Origin of the sequence: Pseudomonas sp. lyk4-R2A-10, from assembly GCF_030209075.1 — a bacterium.
GTDB lineage: Bacteria > Pseudomonadota > Gammaproteobacteria > Pseudomonadales > Pseudomonadaceae > Aquipseudomonas > Aquipseudomonas glycinae.
Genome location: NZ_JARVSR010000011.1, coordinates 580,415 through 597,708 on the forward strand (window position 1 = coordinate 580,415; position 17,294 = coordinate 597,708).

The 17,294-nt window shown below is 61.7% G+C and carries 18 protein-coding genes; 7 read left to right on the top strand and 11 right to left on the bottom strand.

What is annotated here, in order from left to right:
* The first annotated feature begins 64 nt into the window (after positions 1 to 64).
* The 4 genes from QRN46_RS19825 to pdxH all read left to right on the top strand — a co-directional run bounded on the left by QRN46_RS19825 (position 65) and on the right by pdxH (position 5,677).
* On the top strand, positions 65 to 2,545 hold the full coding sequence (locus QRN46_RS19825; RefSeq protein ID WP_285356708.1) for a beta-galactosidase: 2,481 nt from the start codon (positions 65 to 67) through the stop codon (positions 2,543 to 2,545).
* 106 nt (positions 2,546 to 2,651) lie between these two features.
* On the top strand, positions 2,652 to 3,797 hold the full coding sequence (locus QRN46_RS19830) for a serine hydrolase domain-containing protein (RefSeq protein WP_285356710.1): 1,146 nt from the start codon (positions 2,652 to 2,654) through the stop codon (positions 3,795 to 3,797).
* Between the two features lie 113 nt (positions 3,798 to 3,910).
* A complete protein-coding gene (locus tag QRN46_RS19835; protein WP_285356713.1) occupies positions 3,911 to 5,005 on the top strand; it encodes an OmpA family protein in 1,095 nt (364 codons plus the stop codon).
* Between the two features lie 24 nt (positions 5,006 to 5,029).
* Positions 5,030 to 5,677, top strand: a complete 648-nt coding sequence (gene pdxH, locus QRN46_RS19840) for a pyridoxamine 5'-phosphate oxidase (protein WP_011332787.1) — start codon at positions 5,030 to 5,032, stop codon at positions 5,675 to 5,677.
* A gap of 5 nt (positions 5,678 to 5,682) precedes the next feature.
* Here the strand turns inward: pdxH and QRN46_RS19845 are convergent, their stop codons facing one another.
* On the bottom strand, positions 5,683 to 5,919 hold the full coding sequence (locus tag QRN46_RS19845; protein ID WP_007959143.1) for a hypothetical protein: 237 nt from the start codon (positions 5,917 to 5,919) through the stop codon (positions 5,683 to 5,685).
* Between the two features lie 166 nt (positions 5,920 to 6,085).
* Between QRN46_RS19845 and QRN46_RS19850 the strand changes: the two genes are divergently transcribed.
* Positions 6,086 to 6,550, top strand: a complete 465-nt coding sequence (locus QRN46_RS19850) for an outer membrane lipoprotein (protein WP_007969461.1) — start codon at positions 6,086 to 6,088, stop codon at positions 6,548 to 6,550.
* Between the two features lie 64 nt (positions 6,551 to 6,614).
* On the opposite strand, the gene QRN46_RS19855 is transcribed toward QRN46_RS19850, so the two are convergent.
* From QRN46_RS19855 to nhaA, 3 genes are all read right to left on the bottom strand, one after another.
* Complete coding sequence (locus tag QRN46_RS19855; RefSeq protein ID WP_011332788.1) at positions 6,615 to 6,866, bottom strand: pyocin S6 family toxin immunity protein; 252 nt, start codon at positions 6,864 to 6,866, stop codon at positions 6,615 to 6,617.
* A gap of 18 nt (positions 6,867 to 6,884) precedes the next feature.
* Complete coding sequence (locus QRN46_RS19860) at positions 6,885 to 8,072, bottom strand: S-type pyocin domain-containing protein (RefSeq protein WP_285356720.1); 1,188 nt, start codon at positions 8,070 to 8,072, stop codon at positions 6,885 to 6,887.
* A 121-nt stretch (positions 8,073 to 8,193) separates the two neighbouring features.
* Entirely contained in the window at positions 8,194 to 9,381 is a 1,188-nt protein-coding gene (gene nhaA, locus QRN46_RS19865; protein WP_011332790.1) for a Na+/H+ antiporter NhaA, read from the bottom strand.
* A gap of 244 nt (positions 9,382 to 9,625) precedes the next feature.
* Between nhaA and QRN46_RS19870 the strand changes: the two genes are divergently transcribed.
* On the top strand, positions 9,626 to 10,720 hold the full coding sequence (locus tag QRN46_RS19870; RefSeq protein ID WP_074691413.1) for a PLP-dependent cysteine synthase family protein: 1,095 nt from the start codon (positions 9,626 to 9,628) through the stop codon (positions 10,718 to 10,720).
* Positions 10,721 to 10,786: 66 nt separating this feature from the next.
* On the opposite strand, the gene QRN46_RS19875 is transcribed toward QRN46_RS19870, so the two are convergent.
* The 3 genes from QRN46_RS19875 to QRN46_RS19885 form a co-directional block, all read right to left on the bottom strand.
* Positions 10,787 to 12,400 carry an NAD(P)/FAD-dependent oxidoreductase gene (locus QRN46_RS19875; protein WP_011332792.1) on the bottom strand — a complete coding sequence of 538 codons (1,614 nt, stop codon included), beginning with the start codon at positions 12,398 to 12,400 and terminating at the stop codon, positions 10,787 to 10,789.
* A gap of 95 nt (positions 12,401 to 12,495) precedes the next feature.
* Positions 12,496 to 13,149: a COG3650 family protein gene (locus tag QRN46_RS19880; RefSeq protein WP_011332793.1), complete on the bottom strand. Its 654-nt coding sequence runs from the start codon at positions 13,147 to 13,149 to the stop codon at positions 12,496 to 12,498.
* A 59-nt stretch (positions 13,150 to 13,208) separates the two neighbouring features.
* A complete protein-coding gene (locus QRN46_RS19885) occupies positions 13,209 to 13,808 on the bottom strand; it encodes a short chain dehydrogenase (protein WP_011332794.1) in 600 nt (199 codons plus the stop codon).
* Between the two features lie 103 nt (positions 13,809 to 13,911).
* Between QRN46_RS19885 and QRN46_RS19890 the strand changes: the two genes are divergently transcribed.
* Positions 13,912 to 14,820 carry a LysR family transcriptional regulator gene (locus tag QRN46_RS19890; RefSeq protein ID WP_041475158.1) on the top strand — a complete coding sequence of 303 codons (909 nt, stop codon included), beginning with the start codon at positions 13,912 to 13,914 and terminating at the stop codon, positions 14,818 to 14,820.
* On the opposite strand, the gene QRN46_RS19895 is transcribed toward QRN46_RS19890, so the two are convergent.
* From QRN46_RS19895 to QRN46_RS19910, 4 genes are read right to left on the bottom strand one after another with little or no spacing between them, the layout of a single operon-like run.
* Positions 14,769 to 15,284 carry a DoxX family protein gene (locus QRN46_RS19895; RefSeq protein WP_011332796.1) on the bottom strand — a complete coding sequence of 172 codons (516 nt, stop codon included), beginning with the start codon at positions 15,282 to 15,284 and terminating at the stop codon, positions 14,769 to 14,771. The genes QRN46_RS19890 and QRN46_RS19895 overlap by 52 nt on opposite strands.
* A complete protein-coding gene (locus QRN46_RS19900) occupies positions 15,281 to 16,039 on the bottom strand; it encodes an HvfC/BufC N-terminal domain-containing protein (RefSeq protein WP_011332797.1) in 759 nt (252 codons plus the stop codon). The genes QRN46_RS19895 and QRN46_RS19900 overlap by 4 nt, the downstream gene beginning before the upstream one ends.
* Positions 16,036 to 16,923 (bottom strand): MNIO family bufferin maturase, encoded by an 888-nt coding sequence (gene bufB / locus QRN46_RS19905; protein WP_041475510.1) that lies wholly within the window; start codon positions 16,921 to 16,923, stop codon positions 16,036 to 16,038. The genes QRN46_RS19900 and bufB overlap by 4 nt, the downstream gene beginning before the upstream one ends.
* Before the next feature lie 25 nt (positions 16,924 to 16,948).
* On the bottom strand, positions 16,949 to 17,254 hold the full coding sequence (locus tag QRN46_RS19910) for a BufA1 family periplasmic bufferin-type metallophore (protein WP_011332799.1): 306 nt from the start codon (positions 17,252 to 17,254) through the stop codon (positions 16,949 to 16,951).
* Positions 17,255 to 17,294: the final 40 nt, after the last annotated feature.

The following is a 17,294-nucleotide window of genomic DNA, read 5'->3' on the forward strand; positions in this document are numbered from 1 at the left end:
GTCTATCTCTCTGTCACTGCTTTTCCATTGGCCCTTGCGGGTCGTTAGGGAGAATTCCGTTCTCATGATTCGTCGTTCGTTGCCTGCCGTTTTTGCCCTGGTTTTCGCTGCGCCTTTATTCGCGGCACCTGCCGGCCAGCAGACCCTGTTCAACTTTGTCCGCCCCGCCGATGTGGTGAAAGTGGCGACCGAAAACGCCGACCTGCCGCAAGCCAACGCCGAGCAGACCCCCGAAGGCGAAGTGCTGCGCCGGGTGACGTTCAACCCGACGGCCCGCCCGACCCTGCGTCTGTCCCCGCAGACTGGCGCCTGGGACTGGTCGCAGTCCGGCATGATGAGCCTGCGCATCCAGAGCGCGATGAACTGGGCCGTGACCGTCTACGTACAAATCCAGAGCAATGACGGCAAGACCTTGGTCAGCCGCGTTGACCTGCCGGCCGGCCCGGCGCAGACCTTGCTCGTGCCGTTGACCGCGACCTCGCCACTGAGCCAGGGCATGAAAGCCGGGCCGGCGATGCCGATGATGATCGACGGGCAGCGCATCCTGCTGGCGAGCAGCAGCGGTGAGCTGGATCGCAGCCAGGTGGTGTCGGTCAGCCTGTCGATGGATCAGCCGAAAGCCGCGCAAAGTCTGTTGCTCGAGCGCTTTGGCGTGCAGGACGAAGGCGAAGTGATCAAATCTGCCTACGGCAATCTGGTGGACGCCTATGGCCAGTCGACTCGCGGCAAGTGGCCGGAGAAAGTCGCCAATGACGAACAACTGAAATCCGCCGCCGCCAAAGAACAGCAACAACTGAGCACCTGGCTGGCCGAGCGCGAAAAGTCCTCGCTGGACAAGTTCGGTGGCTGGAGCAAAGGCCCGGCGTTCAAGGCCAGCGGTTTCTTCCGCACCGAGAAACGTGACGGCCGCTGGTATCTGGTGACGCCCGAGGGCCATCCGTTCTATTCCCTGGGCGTGAACACCGTCAGCCCGGAGGTCAACCAGACCTACGTGGCCGGCCGCGAATACATGTTCGAATCCCTGCCCAAACCGGAAGAGCCACTGGCCAGCCACTTCGGCGAAGGTGACAACCGTGGTGGCAACGGTGTCGATCAAGGCCGTGGCTACAACTTCGGGCGCTGGTACGACTTCTACGGCGCCAACCTTCAGCGCCTTTATGGCGAGCCATGCATCCCGGATAGCGGCAACAAGGCCGGTGTCGCCGAAGCCGCCAAGGCTGGCGCCGCCGAAGAGGCGGCAACCAACGCCAGTGCACCGGTAGCCGCCTCCGAACAGCCGAAAGCCGGGGTCGCCGAATCTGCAGCCACCAGCGGGCAAAGTGTCGCGACGCAGTGCAAAAACACGGTCGACGAGCAAAAGTGGGCCAGCCACACCCTTGATCGCCTGCAAGCCTGGGGCTTCAACACCATCGGTAACTGGAGCGCCCCCGCCCTCAGTGACGCCGAGCGCATGCCCTACACCTTGCCGCTGTCGATTGTCGGCGATTACACCAGCATCAGCACCGGTACCGACTGGTGGGGCGGCATGCCTGATCCGTTCGATCCGCGTTTTGCCATGGCCACCGAGCGCGCCGTAGCGATTGCCGCCCGCGATCATCGCGATGATCCGTGGCTGATCGGCTACTTCGCCGATAACGAGCTGGCCTGGGCGGGTCCCGGTGATGACCCGAAATCCCGTTACGCGCTGGCCTACGGCACCTTGAAAATGACCACTGACGTTCCGGCCAAGCGCGCGTTCCTCAAGCAGTTGCGCGACAAGTACCGCAATCAGGCGGGTCTGTCGAAAGCCTGGGGGATTGATCTGCCGGCGTGGGAATTGATGGAGGATCCCGGGTTCGAGGCGCCGCTGCCGAATCCGGAGCATCCGGAAATCGAGGCCGACTTCAAATACTTCCAGAAGGTCTTTGCCGACACTTACTTCAAGACCATTTCCGACTCGCTGAAATGGCACGCGCCGAACCAGTTGCTGCTCGGCGGCCGTTTCGCCACCAGCACCCCGGAAGCCGTGGCGTCCTGCGCCCAGTATTGCGACGTGCTGAGCTTCAACATGTACACCCTGCAACCGCAGGACGGCTATGACTTCGCCGCGCTGCACAACCTCGACAAACCGGTGCTGATCACCGAATTCAACTTCGGCTCCACCGACCGTGGCCCGTTCTGGGGCGGCGTGACCCCGTTGAGCAAGGAAGAAGACCGCGGCCCGGCCTACGCCAACTTCCTCAAACAGGCGCTGAGCGAACCGTCGATTGTCGGCGTGCACTGGTTCCAGTATCTGGACCAACCGGTGACCGGGCGCCTGCTCGATGGCGAGAACGGTCACTTTGGTCTGGTCGGGGTCACTGATCTGCCGTTTCAGGGCTTTGTCGAAACGGTGCGCAAAAGCAACCTGGCGACCGTCGATCAGTTGAGCAAAGAGGCGCAGAAAGCGGCTGCCGCAGCGGACAAGGCCGGCCACGAAACCGAAGGCGGCCGCAAGGCTGACGCCGTCAAAGGCCCGGGGCAGGGCGCAGGCCATACAGGCGGGCATTCCGGCAACGGCCACTGATCATTACAAAACCTGAAGACCGCCCGGCCCGCAGCGGTTCCCAAAACCCTCTCGGGCTGGAACAATGCGGGCCACTTTGTAGAGCGTTTTTGCGGGGGAGTTGCGGGTGCAGATTCAGGGCCATTACGAGCTTCAATTCGAAGCGGTGCGCGAAGCCTTCGCCGCACTGTTCGACGATCCCCAGGAACGCGGCGCCGCGTTGTGCATCCGGGTCGGCGGTGAAACCGTCCTCGACCTCTGGTCCGGTACCGCCGACAAGGACGGCGCCGAAGCCTGGCACAGCGACACCATCGCCAACCTGTTCTCCTGCACCAAGACTTTCACCGCCGTCACCGCGCTGCAACTGGTCGCCGAAGGCAAGTTGCAGCTCGATGCGCCGGTCGCCCGTTACTGGCCGGAATTCGCCGCTGCCGGCAAGGAGTCCGTCACCCTGCGCCAACTGCTTTGCCATCAGGCCGGCTTGCCGGCCCTGCGCGAATTGCTGGCGCCGGAAGCGCTGTATGACTGGCAAACCATGGTCGACGCCCTCGCGGCCGAAGCACCGTGGTGGACGCCGGGCACCGGTCACGGTTATGCCGCGATCACCTACGGCTGGCTGGTCGGCGAATTGCTGCGGCGTGCCGACGGTCGCGGGCCGGGGGAGTCCATTGTGGCGCGGGTCGCCAAACCGCTGGGGCTGGATTTCCATGTCGGTCTGGCCGACGAAGAATTCCATCGCGTGGCGCACATCGCTCGCGGCAAGGGCAACACTGGCGACGCTGCCGCCCAACGCTTGCTGCAAGTGACCATGCGCGAGCCAACGGCCATGACCACCCGGGCCTTCACCAATCCGCCGTCGGTGCTCACCAGCACCAACAAACCGGAATGGCGACGCATGCAGCAACCGGCGGCCAACGGCCACGGCAATGCCCGCAGCCTGGCCGGGTTCTACGCCGGTCTGCTCGACGGCAGCCTGCTGGAAAGCGAAATGCTCGACGAACTGACCCGTGAACACAGCCTCGGCGAGGACAAGACCTTGCTGACCCGCACCCGTTTCGGTCTCGGTTGCATGCTCGATCAACCCGACATGCCGAACGCCACCTACGGCCTCGGCCCGCGTGCATTCGGCCATCCGGGGGCGGGCGGTTCCATCGGTTTTGCTGATCCGGAGCACGATGTGGCCTTCGGATTTGTGACAAATACCCTGGGGCCGTACGTCTTGATGGATCCGCGCGCGCAGAAGCTGGCGCGGGTACTAGCCACTTGTCTGTAAAGCGGCGTCCGAGGTTCCAGGGCCGGAACCTCATGGCGAATTTCGTTTCAAAGCGTCTGTTTATCCGGGCGAAAGTCCTCTGATTGTTCACTAATTACTTTTGTGGGTTTCCAATGTCGTCCAAACAAACTCTCGCCCTGGCCCTGTGTTTCGCAATCACCGGTTGTGCACAGACTCCGAAGAACGACGCCGATGGCGGCAGCTGGTGGCCGTTCGGTTCTTCCGACAAAGTTGCAGCCAAGGAGCCGGCTCCGGCGCCTGCCCCATTGAAACCGGCCGCCACCGCGCCTGTGGCCAAGGCCGAGAGCAGCAATCCGTGGTACTGGCCGTTTGGCTCGGACGACTCGGCGGCAGCCAAGCCAGAAGTGAAAGCTGAAGCCAAGCCCGAAGCAAAACCGGTCGAAGTCGCCAAGGCAGAGGCCGACAAGGGTGGCAAATGGTGGTGGCCGTTTGGTGGCAAGGAGCAGGACACTGCCAAAGTCGTGCCGATGCCCGATCCGAAAGTGACCCAAGCGTGGCTGGATGACTACGAACCGCGCCTGCGCACCGCGATCAAGGACAGCAACCTGCAACTCGAACGCCGTGAAAACGTGCTGGTCGTGACCGCGCCGGTGGAAGGCTCGTTCAACCCGGATCGCCCGGCCATGCTGCTGCCAGTGACCCTCGGTCCGTTCACCCGTGTGGCGAAAATCCTCGAAGCCGACCCGAAAACCGCCGTACTGGTGCTCGGTCACAGTGACACCACCGGTGCTGCGCCGGCCAACGTCAAGTTGAGCCAGGAACGCGCCCAGGCTGTGGCGGCGATCTTCCGCCTGAGCGGTCTGCAACGTGATCGCCTGATGCTGCGCGGCATGGGTTCCGAAGCACCGCGTGCCGCCAACGACAGCGTTGAAGGCCGTGCCCTGAACCGCCGTGTAGAACTGTTGGTGACCCCGCAGAACACCATGGTCGCGCTGCTGAGCAAATACAACATGCCAGCACCGAAGCCAGTGACCATGGTCGCTGCCCAGGACGTCAAGCCTGCCGCCAAACCGGTGACCCCGGCGCCGGCGGCGAAGAAAGCCGCTGTACCGGCCACCAAAAAGGCCCCGGCCAAGAAAGCCGCCGCCAAGGCTCCAGCGAAAAAGGCCCCGGCGAAAAAGACTGCACCCGCCAAAGCTGCCGCAACCGACAAGAAAGTCGCTGCGACCGATACCACCAAAAAGTGATCCGCTAACGAAAAGGAATGCGCCGTGACCCAGTCTCTGGCAGATATGCGTCGTGATTACACCCGGGATGGCCTGACCGAGGCGCAAGCCCCGGCGGAGCCCTTTGCGTTGTTTCACCAGTGGTTTGCCGAAGCGGTCAAAACCGAGCAGGCGCCGGTGGAAGCCAACGCCATGACCCTGGCCACGGTGGATGCGGACGGCCGGCCGCATTGCCGCATTCTGCTGCTCAAGGGGCTGGACGAGCAGGGCTTCACCTTCTTCACCAACTACGAAAGTGCCAAGGGCCAGCATCTGGCGGCGAACCCGTTCGCCGCCATGACGTTCTTCTGGCCGACCCTTGAGCGCCAGGTGCGCATCGAAGGTCGGGTGGTGAAGGTCACACCCGAAGAGTCCGACGCTTATTATCAGGTGCGACCGCTGGGCAGCCGACTTGGCGCCTGGGCTTCACCGCAGAGCCGGGTGATCAACGGCCGGGGTGAGCTGGAAGATTTGCTCAAGGCGACCGAGCAACGCTTCACCGACACTCAGCCTCACTGCCCGGAACACTGGGGTGGCTACCGCCTGCTCCCCGAGCGCGTGGAATTCTGGCAGGGCCGGGCGAGCCGCCTGCACGATCGCCTCAACTACCGAGTGCAGGGCGCCGACTGGATTCTTGAACGTCTGGCACCTTGAGCAGTCTACCGAGCGGGATAGCCTGCCGCAGCGGCTTCGAGCCACTTCGGCAGGTCCCGGCGCTTGATCTTCTGCGCCTGAGCCTGCTTCAGCCGTTCGAGCATGAAGGCGCGTTTGCCTTCATCCTTGCCGGCCAGTGACAGGGCCAGGTCGCGATCCATCCAGCGTTTGATCCGCACATACAGCCACCAGTGGAAGTACAGACCGGCGGCGGTGGTGACGACAATGATGAAGTAATCCATGGAAATCCTTGGGTCGGCGGCGCAGGAAACGGATTTTGGCGCTACTGTTGGGTGAGTTCGCGGGTGCCTGTACGGGGCCTGAATGAAAGCAACTTTATCCGGGCGACGCCGTGACAGGCGTCAAGCTGCGGAGTTTAATGAATACCTGTCCTTTGGAGTTGATGCTATGCGTAAGTCTGTTCTGCTGGTTGCTTCCTTTTCCACGATGGCGATGTTGCTGACCGGCTGCCAGTCGAGCCTGACCGGTGACTCCTACTCCCGTGACGAAGCGCGTCGCGTGCAGACGATTCGCATGGGCACCATCGAATCCCTGCGTCCGGTGAAAATCGAAGGCACCAAGACCCCGATCGGCGGCGCTGCCGGTGCAGTGGTTGGCGGTGTTGGCGGCAGTGCCATCGGCGGCGGCAAAGGCAGCATCGTGGCAGCCGTTATCGGCGCCGTGGCCGGCGGCCTGATCGGTTCGGCCACTGAAGAAGGCCTGACTCGCACTCAGGGTGTTGAAATCACCGTGCGCGAAGACGACGGCAGCATGCGCGCCTATGTGCAGCAAGTGCAGGAGAATGAAGTGTTCCGTGTGGGTGAGCGGGTACGGATTTCCACCGTTGGCGGGACCAGCCGCGTTTCGCACTAATCGCGAACGCGCGGTAAAGGAAAACCCCGATCAGGTGACTGGTCGGGGTTTTTTTATTGGTTGTTTACGAGCCCGCCCGAGTGCCAATGAAATATTCCAGGCCTTTCGGAAAGTCGACTTTCAAAAGCTCTGACGCCTGCCTGACCTGACTTTCAGTCATCTCCAGCTCTCCTGGTTCAACTTCCTCAAGAGTTTTGGATTCAGTGATTTGCGCTAATGCTTGGCTCAGTTCGTAATCTTTTACCTTGAGCTCGAATTGCAACGAGTCATCCTGCTTCTCATCCGGGAAAAATCCGGTGATCGATAAATAGCGCATCTTTCTCTCTTTAGTGAGTTATCTGGGAGTCGTTCTGCCTGGCTTTGCTTTTTTTGTTCGCTCTCCCGTCAAATGATTGAATTCTCCCAAATGAATTCCCAGCTTGTCGTACAGCTCTATAGCGCCGGTTTTGGAGTCCCATTCATATATCCGGCCTTTTCCATCAAGCCAGCGGGCTCTCTTTTTCCCACCACCTCGCACTGAGGCCTTTGACTTCACCCTTTGAGTGTCGGGGAACGCAGGAAGCGTTTCGGGATCATCGTAGTACTTATGGTCTCCAGGTTTGCTGACAACAATGTACAGCGGCCGAACCCCGGACTCCGCCGGAAACACCAATATGAAATCCCAATACTCCGGCGGATAAACCGGATTCACCAGAATCCCGTCCGCCGCTTTCGTCGGCGGATACACCCAGATATGCGGCGCCTGCGGAGCAGCCTCCAGTGCCGGAATACCGAGGATGTCGGAACCGTCCACGGCAGGCGTCCAGACCAGCTCAACACCTTCACCAAGGTCTGCGACAAACCGGTTACCGCGTGCAGCGAACTGCACAACATCAACCATCTCCCAATCGCGATTCTTGCCGGTGTAGAAGCCATAACCCTTCAGGTTCCCATCGGCCTGCTGTTCAACGCGCAGACGCACACGGGTTCGGGCCTGCTTGAGGGCGAGTAACTGGTCCTCGGTGTAGAGAGCGCTATCGCCCAGGTTCGAGGGCATGAACATCGCCACCAAACCGAGCAACGGGCTGATGACTGCAGCAGATGCCAGCGCGGGCAATGCCTTGAACCCCTCACCGGCAAGGGCAAAAGTGCCCAGCCCCGCAGGAATGGCCGTGCAGCTGATTTTCTTGAGCTCAACCCCACCGCTGTCATCGACCTGACGGCCACCGAGCAAAATCAGCTCGCCGTAATCCTTCAGACTGTCAGTCGGCACCATCCCCGAAGGATTCGAGTAATCGATGATCGCGTCCGGCAGCTTGCACGACTTGGTGAACACGCAGCCCGCGCGCACCGGCTCAGGCTTGTTCGCCGCGACCTCACGGCTGCGTTCGAAGGCGTCCTGTCTCGCCAGCATGGCGTCGTACTTGTCTTGTCGGTCTTGCTGATCGGCCAGTTCGGTAGCCGTCATATAGCGGTAGGAGACGTGATGCCCGTCGCCCGCCGGTGGGTTGGGAACCCGGGGAATGTCCTTTTGACCAGCCACTGATTGTCCTTTCGTTCATGCATCGGCAACCCCTCGCAAGGGGCTGCACGACGTTAACGAAGCAGGAAAATCGTGGCTGTAGGACGTATCCCTAAAGACGTGGGGATTGTTCGCTACGGCATCAGGAAGGCAGCGCGGTGTTCTTTCTACTCGCAGCCGCCGTCACCGCATAACCGATCAATGCCGCAAACACCGACCCGGTGAGAATGCCCATCCGGTCCATCCCGGCGTATTCACTGGCACCCGGCACGAATGCCAGGGAGCCGACAAACAGGCTCATGGTGAAGCCGATCCCGCAGAGGATCGCCACGCCCAGCACCTGGCCCCAATTGGCACCTTGGGGCAGGGCGGCGATGCCGGTCTTGACGGCGAGCCAGGTCAGGCCGAACACGCCGAGGGTCTTGCCCAGCAGCAGGCCGACGGCGATGCCCATCGGCACGTGGTGGGTGAAGCTCTCGACAGTCACGCCGCTCAGCGACAGACCTGCGTTGGCGAAGGCAAACAGCGGCAGAATGCCGTAAGCGACCCACGGGTGCAGCGCGTGTTCGAGGGTCAGCAGCGGCGAAGGTTCGGCGTTTTTCGTGCGCAGCGGGATGCAGAACGCCAGGGTTACGCCGGCCAGCGTCGCGTGGACACCGCTCTTGAGCACGCATACCCAGAGGATCAGACCAATGATCATGTATGGCCCGAGCTTGACCACCCCGAGCCGGTTCATCGCTACCAGCGCCGCAATGCACGCCGCCGCAAGGCCCAGCGACAGGGTCGAGAGTTCGCCGGAATAGAAGATCGCGATGATCACGATGGCGCCGAGGTCATCGATGATCGCCAGGGTCATGAGAAACAGCTTCAGCGATACCGGCACGCGCTTGCCGAGCAAGGCCAGTACGCCAAGGGCGAAGGCGATGTCGGTGGCGGTCGGAATCGCCCAGCCGTCGAGGGCTGCCGGGTTGTCACGGTTGAGGAACCAGTAGATCAGCGCCGGCACCAGCATGCCGCCAATTGCGGCCGCACCGGGCAGGACGATCTGCGATGGTTTCGACAGCTGACCGTCGAGCACTTCGCGCTTCACTTCCAGGCCGATCAGCAGGAAGAACAGCGCCATCAGGCCGTCGTTGATCCACAGCAGCAGGGGTTTGGCGATTTTCAACGCGCCGATCTGCGCCACCACCGGGGTGTCGAGCAGGCCGTTGTACAACCACGACAGCGGCGAGTTGTTGATGATTAGAGCCAGGATGGCCGCGGCGATCAGTAACAGACCGCTGGCAGCTTCCAACTGAAAGAAACGCGTGAAAGTGCTACGCAGAGGCAAGGTCGCTCTCCATCGATAAAGTCAAAAGGTGGGACACCCTAACCCGTACCGTTAGTTGTTAAAACAAAAGTTATATTCTTTTTTGTTATATGTGGTTACAGGGCGCCGGCCAACGTGCAGGAGAGCCTAGCAGTTGCCCAAGGTATTGAAGTTCAGCTGTATCTGTCGGTGCTGTAGGTTTTTTCCTAAGCTTGGGGCTGAGCCTGTGAAGGCATTTTTGCCCGATTCAACGAGAACAACAGCCATGAGCGACAACCGACAGTGGGCCCGCGAAGCCATCCGGATCATCGAAGCGGACTTCCAGCGCAGCGCCGACACCCACCTGATCCCTTTGCCGCTGCCGGGTTTTCCGGGCATCGAACTGTACTTCAAGGACGAGTCCAGCCACCCGACCGGCAGCCTCAAGCATCGGCTCGCCCGGTCGCTGTTTCTTTACGCGTTGTGTAATGGCTGGCTCAAACCCGGGGCGCCGGTGATCGAGGCGTCCAGCGGATCGACGGCGATTTCCGAAGCGTACTTCGCACGGATGCTCGGCCTGCCGTTCATTGCGGTGATGCCGGCGACCACCTCCAAGGAGAAGATTGCGCAGATCGCCTTCTACGGTGGCCAGAGTCATCTGGTGGATGATCCGACCCAGATCTACGCCGAATCCGAACGCCTGGCCCGCGAGCACGACGGTCACTTCATCGACCAGTTCACCTACGCCGAGCGCGCCACCGACTGGCGGGCGAACAACAACATCGCCGAGTCGATCTTCCAGCAGATGCGCTATGAGCAGCATCCATGCCCGGCCTGGCTGATTTCCAGCCCCGGCACCGGTGGTACCACGGCGACCCTGGGGCGTTACGTACGTTATCGCCAGCACTGCACTCGCGTGCTGTGCGCCGATGCCGAGCGTTCGGTGTTCTTCGACTTTTACCAGAGCGGCGATGCCAGCCTGCGTCTGGACCACGGTTCGCGGATCGAAGGGATCGGCCGGCCGCGGGTAGAAGCGTCGTTCCTGCCGAAGGTAATCGATGCGATGGTCAAGGTGCCGGACGCCTTGTCGCTGGCGGCCATGCATTACCTGGCGCAGCGTCTGGGCCGGCATGTTGGCGGGTCGAGCGGCACTAACCTGATCGGCGCATTGATGGCGGCGCAGCAGATGAAAGCGGCGGGGGAGTCGGGCTCGATCGTGGCGATCCTGTGCGATGGTGGCGAGCGTTACGCGGACACCTATTACGATCAGGCGTGGCTCAAGGCGCAAGGCTATGAACTGGATGGATTGATGGCGGCCGTGGCAGCGAGTGCCGAGCAGGGTGAGGCGCTGCCGGCCTCGGTTCTGCGTGCCAATATCTGACGCTGAAAACGACTGTGGGAGCGAATTTGCTCCCACAGGTTTTTACAGTGTTTCAGGTGGTGCGGATCAGTCTTTCAGACCGAGGATGTCACGCGCCACCGCTTCAGCAATCCGAATCCCGTCAACACCCGCCGACAGAATCCCGCCCGCATAACCCGCGCCTTCACCGGCCGGGAACAGACCTTTGACGTTCATGCTCTGCAGCGTCTCGTTTCGGGTGATGCGCAGCGGCGACGAGGTACGCGTCTCGATCCCGGTCAGCACCGCATCGTGCAGCGAATAACCGCGAATCTGCTTTTCGAACGCCGGCAAGGCTTCCCGAATGGCTTCAATGGCGAAGTCCGGCAAGGCCAGGGCCAGATCGCCCAATGCCACACCCGGCTTGTACGACGGCTCGACTTCGCCCAGCGCGGTGGATGGTGTGCCGGCGATGAAGTCGCCGACCAGTTGCGCCGGCGCCTTGTAATCGCTGCCGCCGAGGATGAAGGCGTGGGACTCCAGACGTTCCTGCAACTCGATCCCGGCCAGCGGGCCGCCCGGATAATCGACTTCCGGGGTGATGCCGACGACGATGCCGGAGTTGGCGTTGCGCTCGTTACGCGAGTACTGGCTCATGCCGTTGGTGACCACGCGGTTCGGCTCGGAAGTCGCCGCGACCACGGTGCCGCCCGGGCACATGCAGAAGCTGTAGACCGAGCGGCCGTTCTTGGCGTGGTGCACCAGTTTGTAGTCGGCGGCGCCCAACTTGGGGTGGCCGGCGTATTTGCCCAGTCGCGCACGGTCGATCAGCGATTGCGGGTGCTCGATGCGGAAACCCACCGAGAACGGCTTGGCTTCCATGAACACGCCACGGCTGTGGAGCATGCGGAAGGTGTCGCGGGCACTGTGACCCAGCGCCAGGATCACGTGTCTGGAGTGCAGGATTTCGCCGCTGGCCAGTTCGACGCCGACCAGTTGGCCGTCCTCGATCAGCACGTCGGTGACGCGTTCCTGAAAGCGTACTTCACCGCCGAGGGCGCGGATTTCTTCGCGCATGGTCTCGACCATGCCGGTCAGACGGAACGTACCGATGTGCGGTTTGCTGACGTAGAGGATTTCTTCCGGCGCGCCGGCCTTGACGAACTCGTGCAGGACTTTACGGCCGAGGAATTTCGGGTCCTTGATCTGGCTGTACAGCTTGCCGTCGGAGAACGTGCCCGCGCCGCCTTCGCCGAACTGCACGTTGGACTCGGGGTTGAGCACGCTTTTGCGCCACAGGCCCCAGGTGTCCTTGGTGCGCTGGCGCACTTCGGTGCCGCGTTCGAGGATGATCGGCTTGAAGCCCATCTGTGCCAGCAGCAGGCCGGCGAAGATCCCGCACGGGCCGAAACCGACCACGATCGGGCGCTGGTTCAGGTCGCTTGGTGCCTGACCGACGAATTTGTAGCTGACATCCGGCGCCACGTTGACGTTACGGTCGTCGGCGAACTTGCCCAGCACTTTGGCCTCGTCGCGCACTTCGAGGTCGATGGTGTAGATGAAGCACAGTTCGGAGGACTTTTTGCGCGCATCGTAGCTGCGCTTGAACAAGGTGAAATCGAGCAGGTCATCGCTGGCAATGCCCAGGCGTTGCACGATGGCAGCGCGCAGGTCTTCGTCGGGATGGTCGATCGGCAGCTTGAGTTCGGTGATTCGTAACATGACAGGATCCGGTTCGCGGGGCGCACAACTGCGCCAGGGCGTTTGAAGGCGGCGATTATAAGCCGCAACGGCCGGATCCCGTGAGGGTAAAACGATCAGTCGTTACGCGAACCGCCGAAATACCCGCAACCGCGCTGTACCTGGCCGTCGATACGCAACTCGGCGCTCATGTGCTGCACGCTGCCGGTGCTGCTGTCGACGCAACGCTGCGGCGCGACCCACAACTCGATGCGCTGGTTGTTGGCTTCGCTGCTGAGGTTGAAACGACCGTCGCCCAGTTGCTCTTCGACGTAAGGCACGGCGAGCGGTGGCTGGCCTTCGCGGTCGATGACCAGGCCCTTGCCGCTGACCTTGACGTTCCATTCCGGGCCATGACCGGCGGCGCGCAGGATCAGCTGTTTGAAGTTGGGGTCGTCGCAGGCGGTGCCGGAGCGTTCGACGCGATAGAGCTGGGTCAGGTCGAGGCGATCGCCGGCGATCTTCCCGCGCACGTCGGCGAACAGCTTGCCCTGTTGATCGGCCAGGGTGGCGGCCTCCTGCAGGACGCTGGTGCCGCCGACGTCATTGACCACGTACTGGCGCTGCTCGCCGCAGGCCTGGAACACCAGTTTGCCGTCGGTAGCGGTCAGTTGCCCCTGCATCCGCGTCTGGCCGACGTGGGAGGCGCTTTCCCGCGCACCATCGAACAACTGGCACGCGGCAAACAACGGGAGCAGGGCAACAACGATCAGGGAACGGGCAACACGCATCTTTGGCTCTCCAGACAAGTGCCGCCACGTTACGCAGGCTGACCGTTCATCACAAGGGTTTAGCCCACGTGAAATGTCTGACCTGTCTGCAAGCCTTCGACACTTTTGGCGTAGGCCAATGCCACATCCGCCGCAGGAACCGGCTTGTAGCCACGGAAGTACGGGGCATAGCTGCCCATGGCTTCGACCAGCACGGTCGGGCTGATCGAATTCACGCGCAGGCCGCGTGGCAGTTCGATGGCCGCTGCGCGGACGAAGCTGTCCAGCGCGCCGTTGACCAGTGCAGCCGAGACGCCGCTGCGGATCGGATCGTGGCTGAGCACGCCGGTGGTGAAGGTGAACGATGCGCCGTCGTTGGCGAATTCGCGGCCGATCAGCAGCAGATTGACCTGGCCCATCAACTTGTCTTTGAGGCCGAGGGCGAAGCTGTCTTCGGTCATTTCACCCAGCGGGGCGAAGGTCACGTTGCCGGCGGCGCAGACCAGCGCGTCGAACTTGCCGGTCTGTTCGAACAGCTTGCGGATCGATGCGCTGTCGCTGATATCCACCTGGAAATCGCCGCTGCTGCGGCCGATACGAATGACTTCATGACGCTGCGACAGCTCTTTGTCCACGGCCGAACCGATGGTGCCGCCCGCGCCGATCAACAGAATTTTCATCGTGATTGCCTCAAGTGATTGAACGAGGTTTCAGTCTAGAGTGGTTTTTTCTGCGGATAAGCGCACTAATGGGCAACCTTTGGTTTTCAAATGGAAACAATCCATGAGCGAGATGGATGATCTGGCGGCGTTCGCGGTGTTGATCGAAGCCGGCAGTTTTACCTTGGCGGCGCAGCAATTGGGGTGCAGCAAGGGGCAGTTGTCCAAGCGCATCAGTCAGTTGGAGGCGCGGTTTTCCGTGGTGTTGCTGCAACGCACCACGCGTCGGCTGAGCCTGACGGCGGCCGGTGCGGCGTTGTTGCCACAGGCTCAGGCGCTTGTCGTCCAGGTGGAGCGAGCGCGTCAGGCATTGGCGCGATTGAAGGACGACATGGCCGGCCCGGTGCGTATGACGGTTCCGGTGTCGCTGGGGGAAACCTTCTTCGACGGTCTGCTGCTGGATTTCTCGCAGAAATACCCCGAGGTACAGATCGAACTGGAGCTGAATAACAGCTACCGCGACCTGTCTCGCGACAGTTTCGATCTGGCGATCCGCACCGAGGTGGCCAATGACGAGCGACTGGTGGCCAAGCCGCTGCTGGCCTGGCAGGAAATGACCTGCGCCAGTCCTGAATATCTGGAGCGCTTTGGCGAACCGCTGACGCCGCAGGCGCTGGCCGAGCACCGTTGCCTGCTCAACAGTCATTACAGCGGTCGCGAGGAATGGCTCTATCACCAGCAGCACGAACTGCTGCGGGTGCGGGTGTCGGGGCCGTTCGCCAGCAATCACTATAACCTGTTGAAGAAAGCCGCATTGGCCGGCGCCGGGATCGCTCGCCTGCCGTCCTACCTGTTGCAGGCGGAATTGGCTGACGGCCGATTGCGCTGGCTCCTTCGCGATTTTCAGACCCGACGCATGCCGATGTATCTGGTGCACCCGTATCAGGGCGGTCTACCGAAACGCACCCAGGTGCTGGCAGATTACCTGATCGGCTGGTTCAAGCTCAGCGGCGAGGCGCTGGACCGGTTGTAGTGCCTGGCGATCAGGTGATCGATCGACAGTTTGCCTGGCCCGGTCGCCATCAGGTACAGCAACACCGCCATCCAGGTGCCGTGGGTCGGGTACGCATCCGGATACACGAACAGCTGAATGGTCAGGGTCATGCCCAGCAATGCCAGTGCCGAAAAACGCGTGGCGAAGCCAATCAGGATCAGGACCGGGAAGAAATGCTCGGCAAACGCGGCCAGATGTGCGGCGATTTCCGGCGCCAGCAGGGGCACGTGGTATTCGCTCTTGAACAGTGGAATCGTCGAGTCGGCCAGACGCGGCCAGCCGAACTCGAAGGTGCCATCGATCAGGTCGACGGCCAGGCCTTCGATCTTGGTCTGCCCGGATTTCCAGAACACCGCTGCGATGGAAAAACGCGCGATGAAAGCGATCAGACTGTGGGGGATTTTTTCCAGCAGCGCGATGGCGCGGACAATGAGGCTGTTCATGACGACACCTTTGGATGGAAATGAGTGATGACTTGGCGACTGATCAGCAGGGCGAGGGTCTGGCTGAGGTCGAAGGCCTCGGCGGATTCCAGCGCCTGCGTGAGTGAGTGGCCGGCCTTGAGCTGGCGAATGAACTGGCTGGCGCCGCTATCCATGGCGAACACCTCGACCTCCAGTCCGTTGCGCAGGATCAAAGCGTGTTGGGCGTGGTGCAGATCGATCCCGGCCAGCGTCGCGTCGTGCTGATGCGCGGCCCAGACGTCCACCACGGCGAAGCTTGAATCGAGCAGATGCAGCGAAGGGTGCAGGCCGATACGCAGTTCGTTGAGTGCATCGACATCTGCAAATACAGCAGCGATCAGGTCCTGACTGAGGGGTAACACATCGGCAACGTGGTAGGCCTGCGTGCGCAAGCGTTCGAGCCGCGCGACATCGGCCAGATAGGGAACGCTCGCGGCAGGTCCGAACTTGCTGATGAAGTCCGCCAGCTCACTGCCGTAATCGCTCATTAACGGACTGTGTGGCGGATGGCTTTGCACAAAAACTCCGGCCATGGCCCGAAAGAATTCGTCCCCCACCAACTGCACCACCACGGGATAACTGTCGGCCAGTGCGTTGATCAACGAGCTCTGAACATTGTTGCGATACACCGCGAAACGGCTGGCCGGATCGGCGCCGTTGGCGCTGCACAAACCGTCGGGGCAGGGCAGGTCGATATCGAGCAACGCTGCGCTGAATGCGGCTTGAGTGCTCATGGCCGACCTCCCGCGCACAGCAGTAGCTCATCGGCCTGCTGCGCTTCCGCCAACAGCATGTTGAAGGCCGGCACCTGATTGTCCCGTTCGATCAGCGTCGCCACCGGGCCGACACGTTCCAGCGCTTTTCGATACAACGACCAGACGGCTTGATCGATCGGTGCGCCGTGATCATCGATCAGCAAGCGATCACCGAGGCTGTCGGAGTCTTCAGCAAACCCCGCCAGATGAATCTCGCCCACCGCGTGCAGCGGCAGTGCGTCGAGATAAGCCAGGGGGGCGCGCTGATGGTTGATGCACGAGACGTAGACGTTGTTCACGTCCAGCAACAGACCACAGCCAGTGCGCCGGATGACCTCACGGATGAATTCCGCTTCGTCGATCGTCGAGCGCTGGAAGGCCAGATAGGTTGCCGGGTTCTCCAGCAGCATCGGGCGTTTGAGGGTGTTCTGCACCTGGTCGATGTGATCGCAGACGCGATTCAGCGTCGGCGTGTCGTACGCCAGGGGCAGTAAATCATTGAGAAACACCGGGCCATGGCTCGACCAGGCCAGGTGTTCGGAAAAAGAGTGGGGTTGATAGCGCTCGATCAGCGCTGACAGGCGTTTGAGGTGCTGGACATCCAGCGCGCCTTCGGCACCGATGGACAGCCCGACGCCATGCAACGACAGCGGATACGCGTCGCGAATCAAGCCCAGAAAATGATGAAACGGGCCGCCGGCCACCATGTAGTTTTCGGCGTGGACTTCGAAAAAACCGATGTCCGGACGTGAATCGAGCACTTCGCTGAAGTGCTCGCTCTTGAGCCCCAGCCCGGCACGGGACGGGAGCCCGGTGAGGGCTGCCCGAGTGCGGCGCAAGGCATGGTCGCAGGATGTGATCATGATCGACACTCGGGCGGCTCCCGGATCAGGACTTGGCTTTGAACGCTTCGAGCTGACCGAAACCGGTCGGCGAGGTTTTGCTTTCGGTGGTGGTGCAGGTGCCTTTCGGAACCAGCTTCCAGGCGTTGGCCTGATGATCCATTTTCGCGGTGCCGGCACAGGTGGTGCCTGCGCCTGCGGCGCAATCGTTCTTGCCTTTCATGGCCACGCCGAAGCATTTTTCCATGTTGTCGTCAGCAGCGTGGGCGGTAGAGACGGCAGCGATGCTCAGAGCAGAACCGAGGGCCAGAACCAGGGCAGTGGCGGACAGGGTGCGGGTGGTAGCAGTCATGATGTTTCTCCGGTTTGAACTTGGGTTTGAACAAGCGATT